The organism is Stenotrophomonas sp. S49 (assembly GCF_016624905.1).
In the GTDB taxonomy this organism is placed as follows: domain Bacteria; phylum Pseudomonadota; class Gammaproteobacteria; order Xanthomonadales; family Xanthomonadaceae; genus Stenotrophomonas.
The window spans coordinates 1-14,853 of sequence record NZ_JACVUD010000101.1 but is presented as its reverse complement, the minus strand read 5'-3'; the positions used below and the strand labels follow the sequence as shown (position 1 = coordinate 14,853).

The 14,853-nt window shown below is 67.0% G+C and carries 17 protein-coding genes and 2 tRNA genes; 12 read left to right on the top strand and 7 right to left on the bottom strand.

Features of this window, described 5'->3' with window-relative positions; all coding sequences use genetic code 11:
- Window positions 1–67 precede the first annotated feature (67 nt).
- On the bottom strand, window positions 68–757 hold the full coding sequence (crp, locus tag IAE58_RS17330; RefSeq protein WP_010482649.1) for a cAMP-activated global transcriptional regulator CRP: 690 nt from the start codon (window positions 755–757) through the stop codon (window positions 68–70).
- A gap of 149 nt (window positions 758–906) precedes the next feature.
- On the opposite strand from crp, the gene speD reads away from it, so the two are divergent.
- On the top strand, window positions 907–1,701 hold the full coding sequence (gene speD / locus IAE58_RS17325) for an adenosylmethionine decarboxylase (RefSeq protein ID WP_006473908.1): 795 nt from the start codon (window positions 907–909) through the stop codon (window positions 1,699–1,701).
- Window positions 1,702–1,867: 166 nt separating this feature from the next.
- Window positions 1,868–2,188, top strand: a complete 321-nt coding sequence (gene sugE, locus IAE58_RS17320) for a quaternary ammonium compound efflux SMR transporter SugE (protein WP_108751088.1) — start codon at window positions 1,868–1,870, stop codon at window positions 2,186–2,188.
- Between the two features lie 114 nt (window positions 2,189–2,302).
- On the opposite strand, the gene coq7 is transcribed toward sugE, so the two are convergent.
- Complete coding sequence (coq7, locus tag IAE58_RS17315) at window positions 2,303–2,947, bottom strand: 2-polyprenyl-3-methyl-6-methoxy-1,4-benzoquinone monooxygenase (protein WP_199934379.1); 645 nt, start codon at window positions 2,945–2,947, stop codon at window positions 2,303–2,305.
- A 196-nt stretch (window positions 2,948–3,143) separates the two neighbouring features.
- Here coq7 and rplM point away from each other — a divergent pair, with 196 nt between their 5' ends.
- The gene (gene rplM, locus IAE58_RS17310; RefSeq protein WP_005414692.1) at window positions 3,144–3,572 is read left to right on the top strand and encodes a 50S ribosomal protein L13; all 429 of its coding nucleotides are present in this window, start codon (window positions 3,144–3,146) and stop codon (window positions 3,570–3,572) included.
- Window positions 3,573–3,574: 2 nt separating this feature from the next.
- Complete coding sequence (gene rpsI, locus IAE58_RS17305) at window positions 3,575–3,967, top strand: 30S ribosomal protein S9 (RefSeq protein WP_005411311.1); 393 nt, start codon at window positions 3,575–3,577, stop codon at window positions 3,965–3,967.
- Between the two features lie 231 nt (window positions 3,968–4,198).
- Here rpsI and IAE58_RS17300 read toward each other — a convergent pair.
- Together IAE58_RS17300 and IAE58_RS17295 are read right to left on the bottom strand one after the other, a co-directional pair.
- Window positions 4,199–4,273, bottom strand: a tRNA-Gln gene (locus IAE58_RS17300).
- Window positions 4,274–4,325: 52 nt separating this feature from the next.
- Window positions 4,326–4,402, bottom strand: a tRNA-Met gene (locus tag IAE58_RS17295).
- 121 nt (window positions 4,403–4,523) lie between these two features.
- On the opposite strand from IAE58_RS17295, the gene IAE58_RS17290 reads away from it, so the two are divergent.
- The 3 genes from IAE58_RS17290 to bfr all read left to right on the top strand — a co-directional run bounded on the left by IAE58_RS17290 (window position 4,524) and on the right by bfr (window position 6,071).
- Window positions 4,524–5,144 carry an RNA pyrophosphohydrolase gene (locus tag IAE58_RS17290; protein WP_199934378.1) on the top strand — a complete coding sequence of 207 codons (621 nt, stop codon included), beginning with the start codon at window positions 4,524–4,526 and terminating at the stop codon, window positions 5,142–5,144.
- Window positions 5,145–5,252: 108 nt separating this feature from the next.
- Window positions 5,253–5,459, top strand: coding sequence for a (2Fe-2S)-binding protein (locus IAE58_RS17285; protein WP_057497541.1), 207 nt, complete (start codon window positions 5,253–5,255; stop codon window positions 5,457–5,459).
- A 141-nt stretch (window positions 5,460–5,600) separates the two neighbouring features.
- A complete protein-coding gene (gene bfr, locus IAE58_RS17280; RefSeq protein WP_108754386.1) occupies window positions 5,601–6,071 on the top strand; it encodes a bacterioferritin in 471 nt (156 codons plus the stop codon).
- Window positions 6,072–6,201: 130 nt separating this feature from the next.
- Here the strand turns inward: bfr and IAE58_RS17275 are convergent, their stop codons facing one another.
- Genes IAE58_RS17275 through IAE58_RS17265 form a run of 3 tightly spaced genes read right to left on the bottom strand, consistent with a single transcriptional unit; the run spans window position 6,202 to window position 10,943 of the window.
- On the bottom strand, window positions 6,202–8,382 hold the full coding sequence (locus IAE58_RS17275) for an ATP-binding protein (RefSeq protein WP_199934377.1): 2,181 nt from the start codon (window positions 8,380–8,382) through the stop codon (window positions 6,202–6,204).
- Complete coding sequence (locus tag IAE58_RS17270) at window positions 8,383–10,281, bottom strand: EAL domain-containing protein (RefSeq protein ID WP_199934376.1); 1,899 nt, start codon at window positions 10,279–10,281, stop codon at window positions 8,383–8,385.
- Between the two features lie 44 nt (window positions 10,282–10,325).
- The gene (locus tag IAE58_RS17265; protein ID WP_164274650.1) at window positions 10,326–10,943 is read right to left on the bottom strand and encodes a DUF4126 domain-containing protein; all 618 of its coding nucleotides are present in this window, start codon (window positions 10,941–10,943) and stop codon (window positions 10,326–10,328) included.
- Between the two features lie 178 nt (window positions 10,944–11,121).
- On the opposite strand from IAE58_RS17265, the gene IAE58_RS17260 reads away from it, so the two are divergent.
- From IAE58_RS17260 to ampE, 5 genes are all read left to right on the top strand, one after another.
- Window positions 11,122–11,865, top strand: a complete 744-nt coding sequence (locus tag IAE58_RS17260) for a DUF6776 family protein (protein WP_199934375.1) — start codon at window positions 11,122–11,124, stop codon at window positions 11,863–11,865.
- Between the two features lie 4 nt (window positions 11,866–11,869).
- On the top strand, window positions 11,870–12,337 hold the full coding sequence (locus IAE58_RS17255; protein WP_199934374.1) for a polymer-forming cytoskeletal protein: 468 nt from the start codon (window positions 11,870–11,872) through the stop codon (window positions 12,335–12,337).
- Between the two features lie 31 nt (window positions 12,338–12,368).
- Window positions 12,369–12,761, top strand: coding sequence for an iron-sulfur cluster insertion protein ErpA (erpA, locus tag IAE58_RS17250; RefSeq protein ID WP_108747525.1), 393 nt, complete (start codon window positions 12,369–12,371; stop codon window positions 12,759–12,761).
- Window positions 12,762–12,827: 66 nt separating this feature from the next.
- On the top strand, window positions 12,828–13,733 hold the full coding sequence (gene nudC, locus IAE58_RS17245; RefSeq protein WP_199934373.1) for an NAD(+) diphosphatase: 906 nt from the start codon (window positions 12,828–12,830) through the stop codon (window positions 13,731–13,733).
- A gap of 111 nt (window positions 13,734–13,844) precedes the next feature.
- Window positions 13,845–14,732, top strand: a complete 888-nt coding sequence (gene ampE, locus IAE58_RS17240) for a regulatory signaling modulator protein AmpE (protein ID WP_199934372.1) — start codon at window positions 13,845–13,847, stop codon at window positions 14,730–14,732.
- Window positions 14,733–14,853: the final 121 nt, after the last annotated feature.

Below are 14,853 nucleotides of genomic sequence, written 5' to 3'. Positions count from 1 at the left end.
CCCCCCCCGCCCGGGGGGGCCCGCGGGGGGGCCCCGGGCGCCCCCCCCCCGGGCGGACATCTGTCGATCAACGGGTGCCGTACAGCACCACGGTCTTGCCGCGGGCATGCAGCAGCCCGTCGGTCTGCAGCTTCTTCAGTACGCGGCCGGCCATTTCACGCGAGCAGCCGACCAGGCGGGCCAGTTCCTGGCGCGAAACGCGCAGCTGGCTGCCCTGCGGATGGCTCATCGCTTCCGGTTCCTGGGCCAGATCATGCAGGGTGCGCACGATGCGGTCGGTCACGTCCAGGAAGGCCAGGCGGCTGGCCTTGCGGCTGGTATCGAGCAGGCGCTTGGAGATCTGCTGGCCCAGCGCATACAGCAGGCGCGGGGCGTCGGCCGACAGCGGGCCCAGGAACAGCTGGTGCAGGCGTTCGTAGCTGATCTCGGCCAGTTCACAGGCCGTGCGGGTGCGCAGGATCACCTCGCGGCGGTCCGATTCCACGAACAGGCCCATTTCGCCCACGAACTCACCGGCACCGAAGTAGCCCAGCACCAGTTCGCGGTCGTCATCCTCCTCGGCCATGATCGAGACCGAGCCGCTGATGACGTAATACAGCGTTCCCGCCGGGTCCCCGGGGCGGAAAACGTCGGTACGGGTGGGGTAACGCCGCCGATGGCTGTGCGCCAAGAAGCGATCGATGGTGGCGATATCCAAGGCCAATGGGCTGCTAGCTAGGCGCACGGTTGACACGATAGGGGCGCTCCCTCTGCGCATGAACGGATTCACGGGTTCGATGGCGGAGCTTAACCAGCGCACCTGTTAAGGGCAAATAGTGTGCCAGATGCGTGAGCTCTTCACGTTCCCCCGGCGGGCAGTTTGCCCCATAATTCCCCCTTTCCCATCTCACACAGGAATCGACCGCCGTGGTCAAGCCGTTGCCTCGCCTGAGGTTGCAGGGTTTCAACAACCTCACCAAGGCGCTGAGCTTCAACATCTATGACGTGTGTTACGCGCGCACCGAAGAGGAGCGTCAGCGTTACATTGAATACATCGATGAAGAGTACAACGCCGACAGGCTGACTCAAATCTTGACCGATGTCGCCGAGATCATCGGCGCGAACATCCTGAACGTGGCCCGCCAGGACTACGATCCGCAGGGTGCCTCGGTGACCATCCTGATCTCCGAAGAACCGGTGATCGACAAGAAGCAGGCCGGCAAGGAGCTGATCTCCGATGCCGTGGTCGCGCACATGGACAAGTCGCACATCACCGTGCACACCTATCCGGAAACGCACCCGCAGGAAGGCATCGCCACCTTCCGCGCCGATATCGACGTGGCTACCTGTGGCGTCATTTCGCCGCTGAAGGCGTTGAACTACCTGATCGAGAGCCTGGAATCGGACATCGTGATCATGGACTACCGCGTCCGTGGCTTCACCCGCGATGTGAAGGGCAAGAAGCACTACATCGATCACAAGATCAACTCGATCCAGAACTTCCTGGCCAAGAACATCAAGTCGCGTTACGAGATGTTCGACGTCAACGTCTACCAGGAAAACATCTTCCACACGAAGATGCACCTGAAGGACTTCGACCTGGACCAGTACCTGTTCGAGGAAAAGGCCAAGAACCTGTCGTTCAAGGAACGCATGAAGATCGAAGCGCTGCTCAAGCGCGAGATCGAAGAGCTGTTCCACGGCCGCAATCTGTCCGAGTAACACCCGTGCGCGGTGCCCGATGGCACCGCCCACCCAGGCGGGACGACCCGCCCCGTGGAACCGAACGCTGCGCAATCAGTGGTTCCACGGCGATGTACCGACCTACGGCCCGGTGTGCAGACACCGGGCCGTTTCGTTTTTGTTCAACAAGGTAAGGACCCCACCCATGCCCTGGATCTATCTGCTGCTTGCCGGCCTGTTCGAAATCGGCTTCGCCATTGGAATGAAGTACTCCGAAGGCTTCAGCAAGCCCCTGCCCACCGCCGCCACCGTCGTCTCGGCGCTGATCAGCCTGTACCTGATGAGCCAGGCGATGAAGAGCATTCCGGTGGGCACGGCCTACGCCATCTGGACCGGTATCGGCGCGCTGGGTGTGGCGGTGCTGGGCATCTTCCTGTTCAACGACAGCGCCTCGCCGGCGCGGCTGGGCTGCGTGGCCCTGATCGTGGCCGGCGTGATCGGCCTGAAGCTGGTGTCGCCCAATTAAGCAGTCGAGCAAGCTCGACTCTACCGTCCGGTAGCGCCGGGCCATGCCCGGCGGGCTCCTATCGATGGGTCAGAGCCCTTTCCCGATGGGAAAGGGATCCGACCCCGGCACCGGTTACAGCCGGTAGGCGATGCTCTTCATCACCTTCGATGCCAGCGCCATCGCGCCTGGAATCGGGAACGGCAGGCGGCGTGCGCCGGCCTGTTCGGCGTGCTCGGCGTGCCGGGCTTCGTCTTCCTTCATCACCTGGATGACCGCGCGGCTGCGCAGGTCGCCCGGCGGCAGGTCCACCAGGTGCTCGTCCAGGTGGGCTTCCACCTGGCGCTCGGTTTCCACCACGAAGCCCAGGTTCCAGCCATCACCGCGCAACCCGGCCAGGGTGCCGATGGTGTAGCTGCCGGCGTACCACAGCGGGTTGAACAGGCTGGGCCGGCTGGCCAGCTCGCCCAGGCGGGTGGCGCACCAGGCCAGGTGGTCGGTTTCTTCCTGTGCCGCTTCCAGCAGGTGTTCGCGGGTGGCCGGGTCGCGGGCCACGGCGGCTTGGCCGAAGTACAGGCCCTGCGCGCAGACCTCGCCCACGTGGTTGATGCGCATCAGGCCGGCGGCGTGGCGCCGCTGCGCGCGGTCCATGCCCGGTTCGTCGGTGTCCGCGGCCGGGTAGGGGCGGGCGGCCGGCGGGTTGCCGAACACCGTGTCCAGGGCGCGCTGCGCCTCGGTCAGCAGGTGGTCCAGCGGGGTGGTCTGGCGGAGCGCGGTCATGGCAGCACGGGTGGGGCGGGGAGACCTGCGATTCTCGCCCGGCGCCCGGGCCCTGCCAACCCAGGACAGGCTGCGCTTGCACCGGGCAGGCCGGGTGCGTACAATCCCGCCTCTTACGCTTCACCTTTTCACAACGCGTGGCAGAGTTCCGGCGAGCCTTTCGCCGCAATGAGCCCGACCTAACCTAGAGTTCTTCATGAGCACTTTCACTGCCAAGAACGAGACCGTCCAGCGCGACTGGTACCTCGTCGACGCCGAGGGCAAGACCCTGGGCCGTCTCGCCACCGAGCTGGCCCGCCGTCTGCGCGGCAAGCACAAGCCGGTCTACACCCCCCACGTTGATACCGGCGACTACCTGGTCGTCATCAATGCAGAAAAGATTGCCGTCACCGGCAAGAAGCTGCAGGACAAGATGTATCACCGTTTCACCGGCTACATCGGCAACCTGAAGACCGAATCCCTGGCACAGGCGCTGGAGCGCCACCCGGAGCGCGTGATCGAGATCGCCGTGAAGGGCATGCTGCCGAAGGGCCCGCTGGGTCGCCAGATGTACCGCAAGCTCAAGGTCTACGCCGGCACTGAGCATCCGCACGCCGCACAGCAGCCGCAGGTTCTGGATATCTAATCATGGCTATCACTCAAAACTACGGCACTGGCCGCCGCAAGTCCTCCACCGCTCGCGTGTTCCTGCGCAAGGGTTCGGGCAACATCACCGTCAATGGCCGTCCGCTGGACGAGTTCTTCGGTCGTGAGACCGCGCGCATGATCGTGCGCCAGCCGCTCGAGCTGACCAAGAACACCGAAAGCTTCGACATCCTGGTCACCGCCGCTGGCGGCGGCACCACCGGCCAGGCCGGTGCGATCCGTCTGGGCATCGCCCGTGCACTGGTCGAGTACGACGAAACCCTGAAGTCCGAGCTGCGCAAGGCTGGCTTCATGACCCGTGACGCCCGTGAAGTCGAGCGTAAGAAGGTCGGTCTGCACAAGGCCCGTCGCGCCACCCAGTTCTCCAAGCGCTGATCCGCTGCGCCTGGTTGGGCTCCTTCGGGAGCCCGCTGGTTGGAAACGCAAAAGCCCGGCTTCGGCCGGGCTTTTGTCGTTTCAGGGGATCCGACCCCGATTTCTCTCTGGGGGAGAGCCCCCTTGATGTTCAAGGGGGTGCGCCGACAGGCTCGGGGATTAGGTGGAATGCGCGACCAAATTAGAAAAGAAAAGGCCAGATCTTTCGATCTGGCCTTTTCTTTTCTAATTTGGCTGCCCCGGATGGATTCGAACCACCGAATGCCTGAGTCAGAGTCAGGTGCCTTACCGCTTGGCGACGGGGCAATGTCGCGAACAACTATTCTCACATTTTTCACATTGAAAAACAACTTCAATGTGGTGGCTATGGGTGGACTCGAACCACCGACCCCAGCATTATGAGTGCTGTGCTCTAACCGGCTGAGCTACATAGCCTTGGTGAGCCCGCTATTCTGCGCATGTGTACTGGGTCTGTCAACACCTTTGTAACGTGCTTGTGGCCTGACAGGCGTCATGGGATAGTCCCAGCCAGTAGATTTTCTTAGGAGTCCGCATCGTGATCGATCCGGACGGCTATCGACCGAACGTCGGCATTGTGCTGATGCGGCAGGACGGGCAGGTATTCTGGGCACGACGCGTGCGCCGGGATGGCTGGCAGTTCCCGCAGGGCGGAATGAACACCGACGAGACCCCCGTCGAAGCCATGTATCGTGAACTGCAGGAAGAAACCGGACTGCTGCCCGAGCACGTCGAAGTGCTGGGCGCGACACCGGGCTGGCTGCGCTACAAACTGCCGGCGCGGGCCATCCGCCGCAATGAACGGCAGGTCTGCATCGGCCAGAAGCAGGTCTGGTTCCTGCTGCGCCTGACTGGCGATGAGTCGCACGTGCGGCTGGACCACACCGACTCGCCCGAGTTCGACCACTGGCGCTGGGTCGATTTCTGGTACCCGGTGGAACACGTGGTCATGTTCAAGCGTGGCGTCTACGCCCGTGCCCTGCGCCATCTGGCGCCGCTGGCACGCGGGGTGGCGGGGCAGGGGGTCACTTCCATGCCCAAGAGCGCGGCCGAGGCCTGGATGCCCGGCCAGGCCGCCGGCCATGACCGCCCACGCAAGCGCCCGCGCAGCCGGGGGTACTGGCCGAAGAAGGCCCTGGGCGACGGTCCGGCCACCTAGTGGCCTGAACGGTAGCGAGAATGGTTCAGGTCATTGATTGACAACCATTCTCGTTTGCATTGGAATAGCCACCAGGCCGCTTCCGGCCTGTCAGCCTGGTTCCTGCCCGTGTACGTCTGCATCTGCAATGGTGTTACCGACCACCAGATCCGTGAAGCCGCCTCGCAGGGCGTCACGTCGGTGGGCGAGCTGACCATGCGTACCGGTTGCGGCGCTACCTGCGGTTCCTGCCTGGACATGGCCGGCGACCTGCTGGCCAAGGCGCTGGCCACGCACGACCTGCCGCTGCCCGTGCTGGGCCTGCAGGCGGCCTGATCCGCCTTCGCGCGGCGTTGACGCCTCGCCCCCTTCTGACTCGCTGCTGGCTGCACTGGCCAATGCGCACGATTCGCGTTCCTTCACGCTCGCGCGCAAGGGGTTACAGTGCCCGCGTTTTCAGCGTGCAGGAGCATCCCCATGAAGGGCGACACCAAGGTCATCGAATTCCTCAACAAGGTCCTCTACAACGAGCTGACCGCGATCAACCAGTACTTCCTGCACGCCAAGATGCTCAAGAACTGGGGCATCAAGGAACTGGCCGAGCATGAGTACAAGGAATCGATCGACGAGATGAAGCATGCCGACATGCTTGCCGACCGCATCCTGTTCCTGGAAGGTCTGCCGAACTTCCAGGCGCTGGGCAAGCTGCGTATTGGCGAGAACCCGACCGAGATCCTGCAGTGCGACCTGTCGCTGGAACGCGACGGCGTGGTCACCCTGCGCGATGCCGTGGCCTATGCCGATTCGGTCGGTGACTACGTCAGCCGCCAGCTGTTCGTGAAGATCCTGGATTCGGAAGAAGAGCACATCGACTGGCTGGAAACCCAGCTGGACCTGATCGAGCGCATCGGCGAGCCGAAGTACCTGCTGAGCAAGCTGGAAGAGTGATGGAACCCGCGGCGTAGAGTCGAGCTTGCTCGACTGCTCTACCCGCGGTTTGTAGAGTCGAGCTTGCTCGACTGTTTTTGCTCGACTCTACCAAGGGCCCAAGGCAGTCGAGCAAGCTCGACTCTACCGGTTACCGTTGCTGCCCCAGGTAGCCGGTCAGCGCCACGCGCGCACGGGCGAATTCGGCCACCAGCAGCGCCACCGCCACGGCGGGGCGCTGCAGCGTGCCGCCGCGGGCTTCGCGCTCGATGCGCGTGGCCACGGCCGACAGTGACAGCGCACCGACATTGGCGCTGGATGATTTGAGGCTGTGCGACAGCGCCTGCAGGCGCTCGATGTCTTCGCCGTGTGCGGCTTGCTGCAACTGCTGCACCAGCAGCGGTGCATCTTCCAGGAACACGGCCACGATCTGCAGCGCGGCCGGACCGATCACGCTCTGCAGTTCTTCCAGCACGCTGCGGTCGAGCACCGGCTGCGGCTGAGTGTCTTTGTCGGGCGCTGGTAGAGTCGAGCTTGCTCGACTATCGCCATGTTGATCGCAGTCGAGCAAGCTCGACTCTACGATTGCGGGTGTGCCGCCCCAGCGCTGCAGCAGCGAGTGCAGTGCTTCGCGGTCGATCGGCTTGGACAGGTAGTCATCCATACCCGCCTGCAGGCAGCGCTCGCGATCGCCGGCCATGGCGTTGGCCGTCATGGCGATGATCGGCAGGCGGGCCTGGCCGGTCTGCGCTTCTTCGTGCCGCCAGTGACGGGTGGCGCTGTAGCCGTCCAGCACCGGCATCTGGCAATCCATCAGCACCACGTCGATGCCACCGGCGCGCATGGCCGCCAGCGCCTGTTCGCCGTCGGCCGCATTGCGCACGTGGCACTGGAACACCTTCAGCAGCTGCTCGGCCACCATGCGGTTCACTGCGTTGTCTTCCACCAGCAGCACCTGCAGCCCCAGCGCAGGCAGGGTGGGCAGCGGCGCGCCCGCGTCGGCCGCCAGCAGCGGGGCGGGCCGCGCACTGGCCATGGGCGCGCCCAGCAGGGTGTGCAGGGCGGCGTCAGTGAAGGCGGCGGGCAGCTGCTGCTGGCGCGGCCGCGCGGGCGCGGCGTCATCCTGCAGCCACAGCACCTGCAGCGCGTCGTCGTCGCCGCGCTCGGCCAGGGCGCGTTGCAGCGTGGCCTCGCCCTGGCGGCGCTGGCGCGCATCCACCAGCAGCCATGCCGGCGCCGGCTGGCCAGGCCGCGGCGCACTGCGCAGGCGCTGCACAAGCGCCTCCAGATCGGACAGCGCCTGCGCCTGCAGGCCGTGGTGCACGGCAATGCGTTCCACCCGCGCCTGCAGCAGCGGGTCGGCGCTGTACAGCAGCAGCGCGGCCGGGCCGCGGGCCGATGCCGGCAGGTCGCCGGGCACCTTCAACAGCGGAATCTCGAACCAGAACGTGGCGCCATGGCCGGGCGTGGACTGCACGCCGATCTGGCCGTGCATCAGGTCGATGATGCGCTTGCAGATGGCCAGGCCCAGGCCGGTACCGCCATACAGGCGGGTGGTCGATGCATCGGCCTGGCTGAAGGACTGGAACAGACGCGCCTGCAGCGCCTGGTCGATGCCGATGCCGGTATCGATCACTTCAAACCGCAGCTGGTGCTGCGCCGGGCCTTCGCCCAGCCGCTGCACGCGCAGCTGCACGTGGCCGCGCGCGGTGAACTTGATGGCATTGGCCAGCAGGTTGCTGAGCACCTGGCGCAGCCGCACCGGATCGCCACGCACCGACAGGCGCACCGCCGGGTCCAGCTGCAGGCTTACGGAAAGCCCCTTCGATTCGGCGGCGCGCTGCATCAGCTGCACCACGCCATCGAGCAGTTCGCGCAGGTTGAACGTGGTGATTTCCAGTTCCAGCGCCTGCGCTTCCAGTCGCGAGTAATCCAGGATGTCATCGACGATGCGCAGCAGCTGCTGGGAACTGGCCGATGCGGTGGCCAGCATCTGCCGCTGGTCCTCGCCCAGCGGGCCGCGCGCGATCAGTTCCAGCATCGGCAGGATGCCGTTGAGCGGGGTGCGGATTTCGTGGCTCATGGTGGCCAGGAATTCGCCCTTGGCCAGCACGGCGGCTTCGGCGGCCTGCTTGGCCTGCAGCAGCTGGTGTTCCAGCTGCCCCTGGCGTTCAGTGGTGCGCCGCAGCTGGTCGCGTTCGCTGGCCAGCACGGTGCGTTCGCGCTGGCTGGCGGCCAGTTGCCGGTCGCGCGCCCGCAGGCGCAGGCCCAGCACTGCCAGAGCCACGGCGGCCAGGCACAGCGCCGCCAGCAGCGCGACCGTCAACGGCACTCAGAGCACCGCGTTCTGGAAGTCGAAGTTCAGGTCGCTGCCGGCCGACTGCACCATGTTGCCCTGGATGTAATCGACACCGCCTACCCACATGGCCGCCGCGGCCTGTGGGTCTTCGATCTGCTGGCCGATGATCTGCAGGCCAGCGGCGTGCGCCTGTTCGATCGCACGGCGCAGTTCCTCGCGCGTGCCCGGGTTGGAATGGCTGCTGGAAAAACGCGCGGCCATGCGCACGAAGGCCAGCGGCAGCTGGGTCAGCAGGGCATCGGCTTCGCTGCCGGGTTCGAACTGGCTCAGGCAGAAGCGCACGCCGGCGCTGGCCATGCGCTGGCAGAACTGCTGCAGCGGCACGGTGTGGATGAGCGCATCGGGCAGGCGCACGTCGATCACCAGCGCACTGCCCGGCAGGTCGCGCTGCTGCAGCGATTCCAGCAGCCAATCGGCGAAGGCATCGCGCTGCAGGGTACGCAGCGACTGCGAGACGAACAGGTTCAGCGGGTGGGTGGCGTGGCGGTACAGATCCAGCAGGCCCATGGCATGTTCCAGCACCTGCTGGTCCAGGTCGGCAATGCGCCCGGCCGCTTCGGCAGCGGGAATCACCTGGCCGGCGGTCAGCACGGTGCCGTCTTCCTGGCGCAGGCGCAGCAGCAGCTGGTACTGCGCACTGCCGCCACCGGCCACCGCCACGATCGGCTGGTAGGCCAGTTCCAGCTGGCCTTCCAGCAAGGCCAGGTGCTCTTCCTCGTTCACCGTGGGGCGGTGCACGTGGCCGGCCACGCCGGAGCTGAGCAGTCGCGCCTGCAGGGTGGTGCGTTCGACCGCCTCCAGTGCGCTGGTGGCATCGTCGAAGCCGGGCGACAGCGGCGCATAGCCGACCACGCCGCGCAGATGCACCGATTCGTCGTCGCGGATCACGAAGGCGCGCGCGGACAGCTGTTCGCGCAGGTTGGCGGCCAGGGTTTCCAGATGGTCTTCGTGGGCATCGCGGGCCAGCAGCAGGAAGCTGTTGTCGTTCAGGCGCGCCAGCAGGTGCGGGTGGCCCGCTTCGGCCAGACGCTGCCCGGCCTGCACCATCAGCCGTTCGAATGCGGCGTAGCCGTAGCGTTCGCGCAGGCCCAGCGCGCTGGAAATCTCGATGAAGAACACACCGCCATGGCCGTGGTGGGCCAGGCTGGCGCTCAACTGCTGCAGCACGTGATGGCGGGTGGGCAGGCCGGTTTCCGGGTTGCTGGTGGCCGGTGCACCGTTGGCGCCGGGCAGGGTGGCGGCCTGCGCGCGGGCGCGGCGGATGCGGTTGGCCACGGCGGCAATCAGGTGGCGCGGCCGGATCGGCTTGCTCAGGTAATCGTCGGCGCCGCAGTCCAGCACTTCGAACTGGCGCTCCGGGTCCGGATCGCCGCTGAGGAACACGATCGGCAGCAGCTGCATGCCCGGCTGCTGGCGGATCATCGCGGTCAGCCGCATGCCATCCACGCCCGGCAGGTGCAGGTCCATCAGGATCAGGTCGGGGCGCTGTTCGCGGATTGCCTGCGGTACGGCATCCGGGTCGCCCAGCACTACCGCCTGCATGCCGGCGCCGTGCAGCACGCTCTGTGCGAACAGGGCCTGCGCGCGGTCGTCTTCGACGATCAGCACACGGTACGGCGAATCGGCCGGGGGCGGTGCGGCGTCGCTGTTGCCGGCTTCGCTCTGCGGCGGCGGGAACGGCAGCGGCGGCGGTGCCGGCAGCTCGCTGCCTGCGGTGTATTCGGTAGCGGCCTGCACCAGGCTCAGGGGCGCCGGGGCGGCCACCGCCACGGCAGGCGCGGCGTTGGGCGCGGCCCAGCGCTGCCAGTGGTCGGCAGGTGGGGTTTCAGCGCGTCCTTGGCGGGCGCCCGCGGGAAATTCATTTGCGGCCATGGGGGCTCCTGATGTTCACGGCCATTATGCGGCAAGGCCAGCCGTCATCCTGCGCGGGCGGGCCCGCCGCCGGCGCTGCCGCCAGCACGGGCAAGCCAGCGCACACCCTTCCACAGCGTGCGCCACACCAGCCACACCAGCAGGGCACCGGCCAGGCTGCAGGCCAGCACCACGATCAAGGCGATCCACGGGTGGGCCAGGGCAAGGGCGAGGCCGCCGATCACCACGGTGTCTTCGGCGGCCGAGGCAATCCAGTTGCTGGCCGGTTCCGGCGAGGTGTTCAACAGGGCGCGGGTGCCGGCCTTCAGGCCATGGCTGGCCAGGGCCACGCCGGCGCCGGCCACCAGCGCACCGGTGCCCAGATCGCCGTCGGGCGACAGTGTGGCGGCGGCCAGGAAGGCGCCTGCGGGCACACGGGCCAGGGTCTGCAGCAGGTCCCAGATCGAATCGACGCCAGGGATCTTGTCGGCGACGAATTCGGCCGCGGCCAGCGCCGCCGAGGTGCCCAGCACCCACCATGATTCGGTGGCCTGCAGCGCAGGGGGCAGGTCCACCCAGCCCAGCAGGCCGGCCAGGCCAACGCCAAACACGGTGAGGTAGACGCGGATGCCGGCCAGCCAGGCCAGCAGGATGCCGATCACGAACAGGTGGGCTTCGGTCATGGCGGACTCCGGCGGCGGAACTGTGCGGGGTGCCACACTATCGGCGATGGCGTGCCTGAACACCACTGGCCGCTGGCGGCCGCCCCCGGGGAAACCCGCCGTTCCTGACTTACACTAGCCCGTCGTTTGCCAGAGGGGCCGTGACGGTGTTGCCAATGCGATGCCCCGGAGACTACCCATGAACAACCGCCCTCCCATGCGTGTGCAGGTTCGCCTGCCGGGTGCATCACAACCGCCGCTCGATCGCCGTCGCCTGCTGATAATGGCCGGTATCTGGCTGCTGAGCCTGGTGCTGGCCGTGCTGGGTGGCTGCTGGCTGGGCGCGCCGCGCGATGCCCAGGGCCAGCGCCTGCAGGCCGCCGAAAAGCGCGCCGAGACCCTGCAGGCCCAGTTGACCGAGGTGCGCCAGAAGCAGGCCACCCTGGAAGCGTCGGACCGGATCAGTCGCGCGGCCAACACCGAGGTGCAGTCGTCGCTGGCCGAGCGCGATGAAGAGATCGCCGGGCTGCGCGCCGACGTGGCGTTCTACGAGCGCCTGGTGGGTTCCACCAGCCAGCGCAAGGGCCTGAACACCCATTCCATCGAGTTCAGCCCGGAATCGGCCGGTACCTGGCAGTACACCGCCGTGCTGACCCAGAACCTCAACCGTGGCGCGATCAGCCAGGGGCAGATGCGCTTCACGGTGGAAGGTGTGAAGAACGGCAAGCTGGCCACGATCAGCTGGGATGAGCTGCACCAGCGCAACAAGGTACCGGGGCAGGATTACTCGTTCCGGTACTTCCAGCAGCTCAGCGGCAGCGTCATGCTGCCGACAGACTTCACCCCGCAACGCGTGCGGGTGACATTGGGTGGGGGTGCGGGGGGCACGACCCAGGTATTTGACTGGAAACAGGCCGGTGCACCGGCCAGCAATGGGGAGTAGGCAGATGTTCGGAAACAGCAAGTCGAGCCGTGATGGCCAGCTGGTGGTGGATGCCCTGATCGGCAACCAGGTGGTGATCCGTGGTGATGTGGAATTCAGTGGCGGCCTGTATGTGGAAGGCCGCATCCACGGCAAGGTGATCGCCCAGGAAGGCGCCAGCGGTGCCACCCTGACGGTGGCCGAGCATGGCGTGATCGAAGGGGAGGTCCGTGCCCAGGTGGTGGTCATCAGCGGCCGCATGGATGGCGACGTGCATGCCACCGAGAAGGTGGAGCTGACTCCCAGCGCCCGGGTGAACGGCAACGTGCATTACCAGGTGGTGGAAATGAATGCCGGCGCGCAGCTGAACGGCCGCCTGATCCATGCCAGCAGCCCGGTTGCCGCGCTGCCCGCCCCGGAAGGCGAGGAGACCGCTGGCAAGGGCAAGGGCGGCGATGCCGCGCGTCGCAAGCTGGCCGAGGCCATGGCTTGAAAGCCGCGTTCGGCGCCCCCATGCTGGGGCCATGAGCACGCTAGTTTCCCTGCCCGGCGCCACGCCGGCCGCCGCTCCCGACTACCAGTCGCTGGAGCGGCCGCTGAACTTCACCGAATCCGCTGCGGCCAAGGTGAAGGAACTGATCCAGGACGAGGGCAACCCCGACCTGGCCCTGCGCGTGTACATCGAAGGCGGTGGCTGTTCCGGCTTCCAGTACGGCTTCGAGTTCGACGAGAACCGCGCCGAGGATGATCTGGCGGTACAGACCAGCGGGGTGACCCTGCTGGTCGATCCGCTCAGCCTGCAGTACCTGATGGGCGCCGAGGTGGATTACACCGAGAGCCTGACCGGTGCGCAGTTCGTGATCCGCAACCCGAACGCGAAGACCACCTGCGGCTGCGGCAGCAGCTTCAGCATGTAAGCACCGGCACGCGCGGCGGGCAACGCCGACCTTGCCACCTGCTGCGAATGGCGGCAGGCTTGTGGAATGCTTACGACTCCTTCGCCGCTTTCCGGTTTCGCCTTCGTGGACGAACCGCTGGAGCGCGCCGATGCCCTGCGCGCCGATGCCGAAGCACTGGCGCGCCTGTGGCCGGATGCGCGCATTCTTGTGCTGGACCAGGACGGCACGGCCTTCACCGATGAGGATGACCAGCCGCTGGCGCTGACCGGTGCTGAACTGGGCGGCGGGCCGGGTGCTGCCATTTTCCTTGGGCTGCGCGAGGGCCAGGCGTGGTTCGGCGTGGATGCCGCGCAGGTCAGCGTGACCGCGCCGCGACGGCTGGACCTGCGGCAGGCGGCGTTGCTGTGGACCGTGGCCGATGCCACGGCCTTCAGCTATGCGCGCGGCATGTCGTACTGGCAGTCGCGCACGCGCTTCTGCGGTGTCTGCGGCAGTGCGGTGGCCTTCGCCCGCGGTGGCTTCGTCGGCCGCTGCCCGCAGTGCGCCACCGAACACTACCCGCGGGTCGACCCGGCGGTGATCGTAGCCGTGGAAAACCAGGGGCGGCTGCTGCTGGGGCGGCAGGCCAACTGGGCGCCGCGCCGCTATTCGGTGCTGGCCGGGTTCGTCGAGCCGGGCGAAACCTTTGAACAGACCGTGGCCCGTGAGGTACACGAGGAAAGCAAGGTGCGGGTGATCGCCGCGCAGTACCTGGGTTCGCAGCCATGGCCGTTCCCCGGCGCGCTGATGGTCGGCTTCCGCGCACAGGCGCACGACGATGTGCCCACCGTCGATGGCGAGCTGGAAGATGCGCGCTGGTTCACCGCCGATGAAGTGGGCGCGGCACGGGCGCGCGACGTGGAAGACGACGGCCAGGGCATCCGTCTTTCGCCGCCGATCTCGATCTCGCGCGGCCTGATCGAACACTGGTACCGGCAGCAGCGCGGCTGAGCATTGCCGCCACCTGAACACGCGGCGGGTTACAGTGGAATCCGTCGCTGAAGGCGCGGCTGCGGCAGGTAAGGTAGCGGCGCCGAACGCTTGTTCATCGGGAGACCCGCCATGTTCACCACCCTGGTTGCCGTGCTGGTGGCGCTGGCCCTGGGCCATGTTGCCCCGGCCGCTGCCGCTCCACTGCGCCGTTTCGAGGGTTTCCGGCGCTGGCTGGGCTGGTTGCACGCGCATGGCGGGCGGGCCTGGCAGGGGCCGGCGGGTGTGCTGGTGGCACTGCTGCCGCCGCTGCTGCTGATGGGGCTGCTGGTGTGGCTGCTGAGCGGGGTGCTGTTCGGGCTGCCCGCGCTGTTGCTGGGCGTGGCGGTGCTGGCCTGGTGCTGGGGCCCGCGCGATCTGGACCGCGATGTTGAAGCGGTGATCGACGCCGACGAGGCCAGTAGCCGCCAGGCGGCGGTGCGGCACCTGCAGGCTGCCGGTGGCAGCCTTCGCGAGGATGTTCCGTCGCTGGTGGAAGCGACTGTGTTGAATGCACTGCGGCGCTGGTTCGCGGTGCTGTTCTGGTTCCTGTTGCTGGGCCCGGTCGGGGCGCTGGCCTATCGACTGTTGGCGCTGATGGCCGAGAGCCCGATGCGGGCGCGGGTGCCGGTGGAACCGCTGGCCTTGGCGCAGCGCGTGCTGTCGTGGATTGAATGGCCGGTGGCCCAGCTGATGGCGTTTTCGATGGCGCTGGTGGGCAACTTCGATACCGCGTGGAAGGCCTGGCGGCAGGCCCATGGCGAACGGCTGGCCGGCGGCATCGGTTTCCTGGGCGCGGTGGCGCGTGCCAGCGTGAACGCGGAGCTGCGCGAGGACGCGCACGATTACACCGAAGCGGGGCTGTTGCCGGTGTGGCAGCGGCTGCCAGACCTGCGCGATGCGATGAGCCTGGTGTGGCGCATGCTGCTGCTGTGGCTGGCGGTGCTGGCCCTGCTGGTGATTGCCGGCTGGGTAACGTAGGTGTTCGGGCAGGGCTTGCAGCCCTGCACCCGCTAACGTCAACGTCAACGTCAAGAGCGGGTTTTCTGAGGGATGGCGGGGGGGGGGGGGGGGGGGGGGGGGGGGCGTGCGGGGGGGGCCG

Bases quoted from the DNA above. Each gene is read 5' to 3' on its own strand.
- crp (WP_010482649.1), bottom strand. From the start codon at position 757: ATGCGCAGAGGGAGCGCCCCTATCGTGTCAACCGTGCGCCTAGCTAGC.
- erpA (WP_108747525.1), top strand. From the start codon at position 12,369: ATGAGCACGCTAGTTTCCCTGCCCGGCGCCACGCCGGCCGCCGCTCCC.
- rpsI (WP_005411311.1), top strand. From the start codon at position 3,575: ATGGCTATCACTCAAAACTACGGCACTGGCCGCCGCAAGTCCTCCACC.
- rplM (WP_005414692.1), top strand. From the start codon at position 3,144: ATGAGCACTTTCACTGCCAAGAACGAGACCGTCCAGCGCGACTGGTAC.
- bfr (WP_108754386.1), top strand. From the start codon at position 5,601: ATGAAGGGCGACACCAAGGTCATCGAATTCCTCAACAAGGTCCTCTAC.
- IAE58_RS17255 (WP_199934374.1), top strand. From the start codon at position 11,870: ATGTTCGGAAACAGCAAGTCGAGCCGTGATGGCCAGCTGGTGGTGGAT.
- nudC (WP_199934373.1), top strand. From the start codon at position 12,828: ATGCTTACGACTCCTTCGCCGCTTTCCGGTTTCGCCTTCGTGGACGAA.
- coq7 (WP_199934379.1), bottom strand. From the start codon at position 2,947: ATGACCGCGCTCCGCCAGACCACCCCGCTGGACCACCTGCTGACCGAG.
- IAE58_RS17270 (WP_199934376.1), bottom strand. From the start codon at position 10,281: ATGGCCGCAAATGAATTTCCCGCGGGCGCCCGCCAAGGACGCGCTGAA.
- sugE (WP_108751088.1), top strand. From the start codon at position 1,868: ATGCCCTGGATCTATCTGCTGCTTGCCGGCCTGTTCGAAATCGGCTTC.
- ampE (WP_199934372.1), top strand. From the start codon at position 13,845: ATGTTCACCACCCTGGTTGCCGTGCTGGTGGCGCTGGCCCTGGGCCAT.
- IAE58_RS17260 (WP_199934375.1), top strand. From the start codon at position 11,122: ATGAACAACCGCCCTCCCATGCGTGTGCAGGTTCGCCTGCCGGGTGCA.
- IAE58_RS17265 (WP_164274650.1), bottom strand. From the start codon at position 10,943: ATGACCGAAGCCCACCTGTTCGTGATCGGCATCCTGCTGGCCTGGCTG.